This is a genomic window from Agrobacterium sp. ST15.16.024 (assembly GCF_027956545.1).
GTDB classification, from domain to species: domain Bacteria; phylum Pseudomonadota; class Alphaproteobacteria; order Rhizobiales; family Rhizobiaceae; genus Agrobacterium; species Agrobacterium cucumeris.
The window spans coordinates 1-280 of the sequence record NZ_JAQKGO010000080.1 but is presented as its reverse complement, the minus strand read 5'-3'; the positions used below and the strand labels follow the sequence as shown (position 1 = coordinate 280).

At 56.4% G+C, this 280-nt stretch carries 1 protein-coding gene; it reads left to right on the top strand.

Annotated features, from left to right (window positions below; all coding sequences use genetic code 11):
• On the top strand, window positions 1-280 hold a 280-nt coding region (locus tag PL640_RS25720; RefSeq protein WP_271363893.1), incomplete at both ends, for a SulP family inorganic anion transporter.

Genomic DNA, 280 nt, shown 5'->3' with positions numbered 1-280 from the left:
TGGCGCTGGTGATTGGCCCGATGGTGCATCAGCACGGCGTGGGGTACATTTTACCGGCTGTCATTCTGGCGGGTATTATTCAAATTTTGTTTGGTCTGTGCGGCATGGCGCGCCTGATGCGCTTTATTCCCCCGGCGGTGATGACCGGCTTCGTCAACGCCCTTGGGATCCTGATTTTCTTTGCTCAGGTGCCGCATTTCTGGAGTCGACAACCGCTAATCGTTGGCCTGTTCGTCCTGACGCTGCTTATCGTCCTGTGGGCGCCGCGCGTTATTAAGAC